This window comes from Dietzia sp. SLG310A2-38A2 (genome assembly GCF_014145095.1).
Taxonomy (GTDB): Bacteria; Actinomycetota; Actinomycetes; order Mycobacteriales; family Mycobacteriaceae; genus Dietzia.
This window is the reverse complement of the sequence record NZ_JAALDX010000037.1, coordinates 1-9,182: the sequence shown is the minus strand read 5'-3', so window position 1 is coordinate 9,182 and position 9,182 is coordinate 1. Positions and strand designations below refer to the sequence as shown.

The window sequence follows — 9,182 nt, the reverse complement described above, 5'->3', positions numbered from 1 at the left end:
CGCGGGGCCGCCCCGGTGTACCGCGGGGCCGCCTCGGTCTACCGCGGGGCCGCCCCGGTCTGCCGCGGGGCGGAGTGCGCCCGATCGCCCAGCTCAGAGGTGAACGCCCACGCATCCCGGACGATGGTGCGGAGGTCGGTGCGGGTGGGAGTCCATCCCAACTCGGTCATCGCCTTCTCGCTGGAGGCCACGAGGACTGCCGGGTCGCCGGCTCGGCGTGGTGCGACCACGTCCGGGATGGGGTGCCCGGTGACCTCGCGGCACACGTCGATCACCTCGCGGACGGAGAAGCCCTCCCCGCTCCCGAGATTGAGCACGCGGTGGACGCCGGGCCGGTTGGACTCGAGGGCCAGCAGGTGGGCGTCGGCGAGGTCGGCGACGTGGATGTAGTCGCGGACACAGGTCCCGTCCGGGGTGGGCCAGTCGTCGCCGAAGACCTTGATGTCGGATCGGTGCCCCAGGGCCACCTGGAGGACGAGTGGGATGAGGTGGGTCTCGACGACACGGTTCTCTCCCACCGATCCGTGGGCACCGGCAACGTTGAAGTAGCGCAGGCTCGTGGCGGCGAGCCCGTGGGCCGCCGCGTACGAGGTGATGGCGTGATCGATCGCCAGTTTGGTGGCGCCGTAGGTGTTGGTGGGCCGGGTGGGCATGTCCTCGGTGATCGGGATCCGGTCCGGTTCGCCGTAGGTCGCCGCGGTGGAGGAGAAGACGAGGTTGGTCACGTCGGCGGAGCGCATCGCGTCGAGGAGCGCGAGGGAGGTCACGACGTTGCCCTGCCAGTACTCCTCGGGCTTCTCCACCGACTCACCGACGAGAGAGCGGGCGGCGAAGTGCACGACCCCATCGAATGCGGAGCCCGAGTTCAGGACCTCGCCCGCCAGCGCGGCGACATCGCCCTCGATGAAGGTCGCCGCCGCGGGGACGCCCGACCTGTTGCCGGTGGAGAGGTCGTCCAGGACCACGACCTCGTGTCCGCGCTCGGCGAGTACCGTCGCGCAGACCCCGCCGACGTATCCCGCCCCGCCGGTGACGAGGAGTTTCACGGGAGGATCTCGACCTGGATCGCGTGCGCGTGGTCGCCGTCGAGCTCCACGGTGTGTCCGTCACCGGAGTCGAGTTCGACGAGGTGGCCCCGCCGGGTCGCGGTCACGATCCTCAGTGGTTCGACACCATGTGCGCGGAGCTCGGAGATGAGGTCGGTGTCGATCTGGACGTTCTCGCCGATCGCCTGGATGCGGACGCTGTGCGGGGTGTCCGTGTCCAGGGCGGAGAGGCGGGTGTATGTAGCTTCGTCGGCCATCGGGGACGTGTAGCCGATCCGGTCGAGCCCGGGTATGGGGTTGCCGTACGGCGACGTCCTCGGATCGTCGAGTACCTCGATCAGGCGACGTTCCACGTCGTCGCTCATGACGTGCTCCCACCGACACGCCTCGGCGTGGACCTTCTCCAGTTCCAACCCGATCACATCGACGAGCAGTCGCTCGGCGAGACGGTGCTTGCGCATCACGTCCACGGCCAGATCCCGGCCGGTCGTCGTGAGCTGGAGATGCCGGTCGGGCGCCACGTGTACCAGGCCGTCGCGCTCCATCCTCGCGACCGTCTGGCTCACGGTCGGACCGCTCTGCTCGAGGCGCTCCGCGATCCTGGCCCGGAGCGGGATCACTCCCTCCTCCTCGAGCTCATAGATGGTGCGGAGGTACATCTCGGTGGTGTCCACCAGGTCTTTCACGCTGAATCCTCCACATTGGATCGTCGCAGGTAATCGCCCCGGCGGTCGACGGTCCCATCCGGGTTCACGATCGAGGGTACCGCCGCGCCTCGAACCGGGGTGGGGAGCGAGCAATCGGGGGTCGGGTCGGGTCCCGCCGCGTAGATTCGTGGGGCACACGTCTCGGTGATCCCGCCGGACGTGGGTCGCCGGGAGCGTCCCGGTCCGACGGGAGGACGAGTGGCAATGACCGGTATCCGGGACGGCGTCGCAGCCGCGGTGGTGTGGAGTCCGTCGCTGATGGAGTACCGGCACTCCGCCGATCACCCGATGAGTCCGCGCAGACTCGACCTGACCATGTCCCTCGCCACTGAGCTGGGGGTTCTGCAGGGCGTGGAGATGCTGGACCCCGGATCGGCGAGCGACGACGAACTGCTCCGCGTTCACACGTCGCGCTACATCGGTGCCGTCAGGGCGGCCGGCGACCTGCCGCCCGGTGAGCATTTCGGCATGAGCCACGGCCTCGGCACGGCGGACAACCCGACGTTCCCGGGCATGCACGAGGCGAGCGCCGCGGTGGCCGGTGGCACCCTGGCGGCCGCGCGGGCGATCGCCAGTGGCGCCGCCACCCGGGCGGTCTCCGTGGCTGGCGGCATGCATCACGCCATGCCCGCCGCCGCCGCCGGATTCTGCGTCTACAACGACGCCGCGGTGGCCATCAGTTGGTTGCTGGACAACGGGTACGACCGCATCGCCTACGTGGACATCGACGTCCACCACGGTGACGGGGTCCAGGCCGCCTTCTACGAGGATCCGCGTGTACTGACCATGTCCCTCCACCAGCACCCCGCGACACTGTGGCCGTCGACGGGCTGGGCATCGGAGACGGGAGTCGGCCGGGCGGAGGGGACCGCGGTGAACCTGGCGTTCCTGCCCGCGGTCACGGACGGGCTGTGGTTGCGGGGCTTCCACGCCGTCGTTCCCGGGGTCCTGCGAGCCTTCGAGCCGCAGATCATCGTCATGCAGGCCGGATGTGACTCGCACCGGGAGGACCCCCTCGCCGACCTGTCCCTGACGGTCGACGGGCACCGGGAGTCCTACCTCCGGGTGATCGCGCTGGCTGACGAGCTCTGCGAAGGGCGGATCATCGCGATCGGCGGTGGCGGTTACGAGCTGGTCCGCGTGGTCCCGCGCTCGTGGACCCATCTCATCGCGGCGGTTCTCGGGGTCCCCGTGGATCCGGGGACCCCGATACCGGAGGAGTGGAAGGCCATGGCCACCCGGTACACCGTGCCGGACAGGGTCCCGCAGACGATGAGTGACGGTGGTGACCCCGCGCACACACCGTGGGAGCCCGCCGGCGCTGATCGTGGCGGAGAGGTGGACCGGACGCTGGCCCGACTCGACCAGTCGATCCTCGACACCCGCCGCTCCGCGTACCCCCTTCTCGGGCTCGACCCCGACGATCCCCGGGACTGACCGCAACGCGCCCGCGTTGCGGGTGCCCACTTCTCACGACTGTTGTCTCTTGGAGGACCACGATGGCCAACCCCGGTGACGGAACGACCGACGGCGGCGCCCCCGAGGGCGATGCGCCGATCGTCACCCCGCCAGAGCACGCCTCCACGGACACGGCGGTCGACGACTACCCGGAGGGTTACCCGCACGAGTGGGCGGCGGACGTCCTGGGTTCCGACGGCCGGGCCGTGCGGATCCGACCCGTCCTGCCCAACGACTCGGAGAAGATCACGCGTTTCCACTCCAGTCTCTCCGAGCGGACCCGGTACCTGCGCTACTTCGGTTCCCACGACGTCCTGTCGGCCAAGGAACTGCAGCGGATGACCAACGTCGACTACCGCGATCGCATGGCGTTCGTCGCGGAGCTCGGCGCGGAGATCATCGGGATGGCGATCTACGAGCGCCTTCCCGACTCGACGTTCGCCGAGGTGGCGTTCACCATCTCGGACCAACACCAGGGCCGGGGACTCGGGTCGATCTTCCTGGAGCATCTCGCGGGTTCCGCCGCCGAGTGCGGGATCGACCACTTCGAGGCGGAGGTGCTGTCGGAGAACCGGTCGATGATCCAGGTGTTCCGTCGGGCGGGGTACGAGATATCGCGCTCCTTCGACGGATCCACCCTGCACCTCGAGTTCGCGATCGACCCCACCGAGGCGCTGACCAACGTTCGCAATTCCCGCGAGACGGCCGCCGAGGCGCGCAGTCTCGCGAGGGTCCTGACCCCCGCCTCGGTGGCCGTCATCGGAGCCTCGGACCAGGTCGGCAAGATCGGCCACACGGTCCTGCGCAATCTCATCGGAAACGGGTTCTCCGGTCCGGTGTACCCGGTCAACTCCGACGCGACCTCCGTGCAGTCCGTCCGCGCCTACGCCAGTGTCCGCGACATCCCCGATCCGGTCGACCTGGCCGTGGTCGCGGTCCCGGCCGCGTCCATGTCCGAGGTGCTCGACGACTGCCTGTCCAAGGGGGTGTCGACCCTCGTCGTGATCTCGGCCGGGTTCTCCGACGTCGGTAGCGCCGGTGTGGTGTCCGAGCGTCGCCTGGTGAGCGAGGCCCGGGCCCACGGGATGCGGGTGGTGGGTCCCAACGCCCTCGGGGTGATCAACACCTCCGCCGACGTCCAGCTCAACGCCACACTCGCCGAGGTGGTCCCGGGCCCGGGACGGGCGGGGTTCTTCTGCCAGTCTGGCGCCCTGGGGATCACCATTCTCGCCGCCGCCGCGCGCCGGGGTCTGGGACTGTCGACCTTCGTCTCCGCGGGAAACCGCGCCGACGTCTCGGGCAACGACCTGCTCCAGTACTGGGACACCGACACCGGCACAGAGGTCGTCCTGCTCTACCTGGAGAGTTTCGGAAACGCGCGCAAGTTCTCGAGGATCGCGCGCCGGGTGGCCCGCAACAAGCCGGTCGTGGTGGTCCGCCGGGCTGCCGACGACCTGGAATCGGGGGTGCAGGGGCTCACCGCCTCGGCTATCCGCGGACTGTTCCGCGATTCCGGGCTCATCCAGGTGGATTCCATCACCGACATGTTCGACACCGCGACGTTGCTCGCCTATCAGCCGTTGCCGGCGGGCGGACGTCTGGCGATCGTCGGGAACTCGACCGCCGTCGGCCGACTCGGTGGGGACTCCGCGCGACTGCAGGGATTCACCGTGGCGCATTCGGTCGACCTTGGGGCCGGGGCGTTACCCGAGGACTTCCGGACCGCGATCGCCGATGTGGTGGCCCGCGACGAGGTGGACTCGGTCCTGACGGTCTTCGTGCCACCGGTGGCCACCGAGCCCGACGCCTACGCCGAGGCCATCCGGGCCGGGGCGGCCGGTAGCTCCAAGCCGGTGGTGAGCACCTTCCTCGCCGGCGAGGGACTGCCGGAGGGGCTCACCATCACCGACGAGTCCGGCGTGGCCGCACGGGGTTCCATCCCCTCGTACCCGTACCCCGAGCGTGCGGTGTCGGCGCTGGTGCGCGCCCGCCGCTACGCCGAGTGGCTGGACCAACCCGCGGAGGAACCGGCCGAGTACGACGACATCGATCGCGCCCGCGCGCGGGATCTCGTCGACTCGCTGTGCCATTCGAACGCGGGGAGCGAGTCGTTCGAACTCACGCAGGGCCAGGTCCGGGGTCTGCTGGAGTGCTACGGGGTCGGGATCGTCGACTACCGCGTCGCGGCCGGGGTCGAGCAGGCGGCCATGGCGGCCGAGGAGCTCGGATACCCGGTGGCGGTCAAGGCGATGGGGGAGAAGTGGAGGACCCGCAGTGACCAGTCCGGGGTCCGGTTGGACCTGACCGACGCGGCGGCCGTCCGCCACGCGTTCGACGACCTCCAGGCGACCACCGGGTCGCGATCACTCCACGTCCAGAAGATGGCCACCAAGGGGGTCGCCGTGACCATCCGGGTGGCGGACCACCCGATCTTCGGGTCGCTCATCTCCTTCGGCCTGTCCGGGATGCTCTCGGACCTGCTGGCGGATCGCGCGTTCAGTACCCTGCCGATCTCCCAGTCCGAGGCCCGGTCGCTCCTCGACCGACCGCGGGCGGCTCCCATCCTCGACGGGTACGCGGGGGACACCCCGGCTGATCGCGATTGCCTGGTGGAGCTCATGGGCCGGATCTCGTGTCTGGTGGACGACGTCCCGGAGTTGAGACGGTTGTCCCTCGACCCCGCGCTCGCGGCCCCCGACGGGGTGTCCGTGCTGTACGCGCAGGTTCACCTGGGCCCGCCCCCTCGGTCCAGCGGGGACGAGGGGCCGCGTCGACTGCGCTAGAGCGGCTCGTCGCCCGGGCGGGACACAACCGCACCCATCTCCGGACACGGCGACGCCCCGGCTCCGCAGGCGGTGTGAACCCGCCTGACGTGGAACCGGGGCGTCGTCGTGTGCCCGTCCGGTCCGCGCGGACCTCAGACCGCGTAGGAGCGGAGTTTGTCGGCGCGGCGCCCCTCGCGGAGCTTGGCCATGACCTCGCGCTCGATCTGACGGACGCGCTCACGCGAGAGGCCGAATCGCTTGCCGATCTGGTCGAGGGTGCGCGGCTGGCCGTCGTCGAGGCCGAACCGCAGTGTGATGACCTGCTGCTCGCGCTCCTCGAGTGTGGACAGGACCGCGCGGACGTCCGAGTGCATGACGTTGGTGACGACCGTGTTCTCGGCACTGGTGGCCTCGGCGTCCTCGATGAAGTCGCCCAACGGCGCCTCCTCGTCCGCGCCGACCGGCATGTCCAGACTCACCGGGTCACGCGAGTGGTCGAGCAGCTCCTCGATCTTGTGCGCGGGGATCCCCGACTCCTCCGCCAGCTCATCCAGAGTCGCCTCGCGACCGAGCTGCTGGTGGAGCTCCCGCTTGATGCGGGCGAGCTTGTTGACCTGCTCCACCAGGTGCACGGGGAGCCTGATGGTGCGTGACTGGTCGGCCATCCCCCGGGTGATGGCCTGACGGATCCACCACGTGGCGTAGGTCGAGAACTTGAAACCCTTGGCGTAATCGAACTTCTCCATGGCCCTGATCAGACCGAGGTTGCCCTCCTGGATGAGATCCAGCAGTGGCATGCCGCGCCCCGTGTAGCGCTTGGCAAGTGAGACCACCAGGCGGAGGTTGGCCTCGAGGAGGTGCGCGCGGGCCGCCTCGCCCTCCGCGACGATCACCTTGAGGTCGGCCTTCTTCGTGGGGCCCATCCGCTTCTTGGTGGCCAGGAGATGCGTGGCGTAGAGACCGGCCTCGATACGCTTGGAGAGCTCGACCTCGTCCTCCGCATTGAGGAGAGCGGTCTTGCCGATTCCGTTGAGGTAGACGCGGACGAGGTCCGCGCTGGGGCTCTGGCCGTCCGAATCCGCCTCCGTCCGACGATCCGATCGGGTGGTGGCTGACGTCATGTCTCCTCCTCCTGCCGGCCCGGGGGGATCGGAGTCGGCGGTCGGTTGCTGGTGGACGGAACGGGCGCGTGTCCGGGTCACGGTCACGTACTGCTACAACGGCGGGGGTGCCGGGAATGTTCCCGGGTCGATGACGCCCGTCACGACGGTCGGGAGCCCGAGGTGTCCACGATCACGGTGAACGGACCATCGTTCACCGAGTTGACCTGCATCATCGCGCCGAACACCCCGGTCGCCACCTCGAGTCCGTGCTCACGGAGTCCACACACCACCGCGTCGACCGCGGACTCGGCCCGCTCCCCGGGGGCCGCGCGCGACCACGACGGTCGGCGCCCCTTGGTCGTCGACCCCATGAGGGTGAACTGACTGACCACCAGGACGGGCGCACCGATCTCGACCGCGCCCTTCTCGCCCGGCAGGATGCGCAGCTCCGCGATCTTGCGGACCATCGTGGTGATGTCCGCCTCGTCGTCGTCGGTCGACACGCCGAGCAGCACCAGCAGACCGGCGCGGGGGAGCGCGCCCACCACCTTCCCGTCCACGGTGACCGACGCCTCTGTGACGCGGGAGATCACGGCTCTCACCCGTCCACCGGCTCCGCGGTCACGGCGGTGCGGACGCCGGGCGGGAGCAATCCGGGGACCCCGGCGGGAACCACGAAGCCGTGGAGGAACAGGTCGGCCACGACCCTGCGCACGGGCTCCGCCAGTGCCCCGTGGTCCTCACCCGCCCCCGCGGCGGCGAGGACGACCAGATCCTCCAGCGGGAGCGCACCCATACGCGCCCCCCGGAGGACCGTCGCGGTCAACGGGTCGATCTCGTGGCGCCAGCGCGCGCCGGTGACGCGCTCGACGACCACCGACCCGGCCGGCGCGGCGGACCCGGACTCCTGGTCCCCCGGGTCACCGGAGTCCGGTGCCAGACACTCCGAGACGTGCAGGTGGACGTCGGGGGAGACCGTGAACACCGTCGTGTCCAGGGCCTGCGCCTGCCCGCCCCGCCGGTCCGCGGCCGACCTCAGCCAGGCGGTGCGTGCGAAGTAGGCCTCGGCCTCGTCTCCGAGCCCCTCGTCGAAGGGGTGGGTGAGGTCCTCGCAGAGCACCGACGAGGCGCCGTCGATCCGCCTGAGGTAGACGTAGCCGAACCCGATCCCGTCGACACCCTGATCCCGGAAGTGGTCGAGCCAGGCGTCCGCGGCGAGCGCGGTGGACTCGTCCCTCGGGTCCATGCCCTCGTCGGTGAGCCACGTCCACACGTAGAGCTCCGGATCCGAGGTGTCGCGACGCAGCACCCAGGCCTCCACGCCGTCGGAGGGGATCCACGACGCCACGTGGGTCCGCCAGTCGGTGTCCTGTCGCTCCACCCAGGAGACCAGGATGACCGCGGTGCCGCCCTCGGTCAGGTGCTCGTGAGCCCCGGACACGACAGTCCGGCTGGCCCCGTCCAGAGCGAGTCCCGACTCCCGGTACGAATGGCCGGGGTCAGAGGGGCCCACCACGAACGGCGGATTGGCGACGATGCGGTCGAAGCGACGGTGCGCCACGGGCTCGAACCAGGGACCGGCGAGCAGTTCCCCGTCCAGACCGTTGATGGCGAGCGTGGCGGACGCCAGGTCCAGGCACCGCGGGGTGATGTCGGTGCCCGTCGCCGTCCTCGCGGTCTCGAGAGCGTGCACCATCTGGATGCCGCAGCCGGTGCCGAGGTCGAGTACCGAGTCCACGTGGGAGCTGGGGGTGATCCGGAGGAGGGACAGCGTGGCCTGCCCGACCCCGAGGACGTGGTCGGGCCTCGTCGTGGCGTGGACCATCGACCCGTCGATGTCCGCGAAGACCCAGCGCGTCCCGTGACCGGTGTCCACCGGGCGGAGATCGAGGAGCGCGCGGAGTGTCCGTTCCGGAGAGGTCGGACGGGTCCACACACCGGCGTCGATCCCGTCGGAGACGGGGACGCCGGGCAGGGCCGCCACGACCTCGCTCTCGGGGACCGCGTCGCCCAGGATGAACAACCGGACCAGGGTCCCGGCCGGCCCGGCGGAGCGGGCGTGCCTGCGGACGGACGCCGAGTCCGAGCGGGCGAGCGCCGAGA

The 9,182-nt window shown here is 70.2% G+C and carries 5 protein-coding genes and 2 pseudogenes; 2 read left to right on the top strand and 5 right to left on the bottom strand.

What is annotated here, in order from left to right; translation table 11 throughout:
* Positions 1-38 precede the first annotated feature (38 nt).
* Both galE and G6027_RS01470 read right to left on the bottom strand, forming a co-directional pair.
* Positions 39-1,046 (bottom strand): annotated as a pseudogene (galE, locus tag G6027_RS01475) (UDP-glucose 4-epimerase GalE); the annotation flags it as partial.
* Complete coding sequence (locus tag G6027_RS01470; protein WP_277612278.1) at positions 1,043-1,723, bottom strand: metal-dependent transcriptional regulator; 681 nt, start codon at positions 1,721-1,723, stop codon at positions 1,043-1,045. The gene G6027_RS01470 and the pseudogene galE, both read right to left, overlap by 4 nt.
* Positions 1,724-1,957: 234 nt before the next feature.
* Between G6027_RS01470 and G6027_RS01465 the strand changes: the two genes are divergently transcribed.
* Together G6027_RS01465 and G6027_RS01460 are read left to right on the top strand one after the other, a co-directional pair.
* Positions 1,958-3,190, top strand: coding sequence for an acetoin utilization protein AcuC (locus G6027_RS01465; RefSeq protein ID WP_182634760.1), 1,233 nt, complete (start codon positions 1,958-1,960; stop codon positions 3,188-3,190).
* A 62-nt stretch (positions 3,191-3,252) separates the two neighbouring features.
* Positions 3,253-5,994, top strand: a complete 2,742-nt coding sequence (locus G6027_RS01460; protein WP_182634758.1) for a bifunctional GNAT family N-acetyltransferase/acetate--CoA ligase family protein — start codon at positions 3,253-3,255, stop codon at positions 5,992-5,994.
* Positions 5,995-6,128: 134 nt separating this feature from the next.
* Here G6027_RS01460 and G6027_RS01455 read toward each other — a convergent pair whose 3' ends face one another.
* From G6027_RS01455 to G6027_RS01445, 3 genes and pseudogenes are all read right to left on the bottom strand, one after another.
* The gene (locus G6027_RS01455) at positions 6,129-7,097 is read right to left on the bottom strand and encodes a sigma-70 family RNA polymerase sigma factor (protein WP_182634756.1); all 969 of its coding nucleotides are present in this window, start codon (positions 7,095-7,097) and stop codon (positions 6,129-6,131) included.
* Between the two features lie 140 nt (positions 7,098-7,237).
* A pseudogene (gene dtd, locus G6027_RS01450) lies at positions 7,238-7,681 on the bottom strand (D-aminoacyl-tRNA deacylase); the annotation flags it as partial.
* The coding region (locus tag G6027_RS01445; protein ID WP_182634751.1) for a methyltransferase at positions 7,678-9,182 on the bottom strand (1,505 nt) is incomplete at its 5' end. The gene G6027_RS01445 and the pseudogene dtd, both read right to left, overlap by 4 nt.

Coding starts and splice junctions, on each gene's coding strand:
- G6027_RS01460 (WP_182634758.1), top strand. CDS start 3,253: ATGGCCAACCCCGGTGACGGAACGACCGACGGCGGCGCCCCCGAGGGC.
- G6027_RS01465 (WP_182634760.1), top strand. CDS start 1,958: ATGACCGGTATCCGGGACGGCGTCGCAGCCGCGGTGGTGTGGAGTCCG.
- G6027_RS01455 (WP_182634756.1), bottom strand. CDS start 7,097: ATGACGTCAGCCACCACCCGATCGGATCGTCGGACGGAGGCGGATTCG.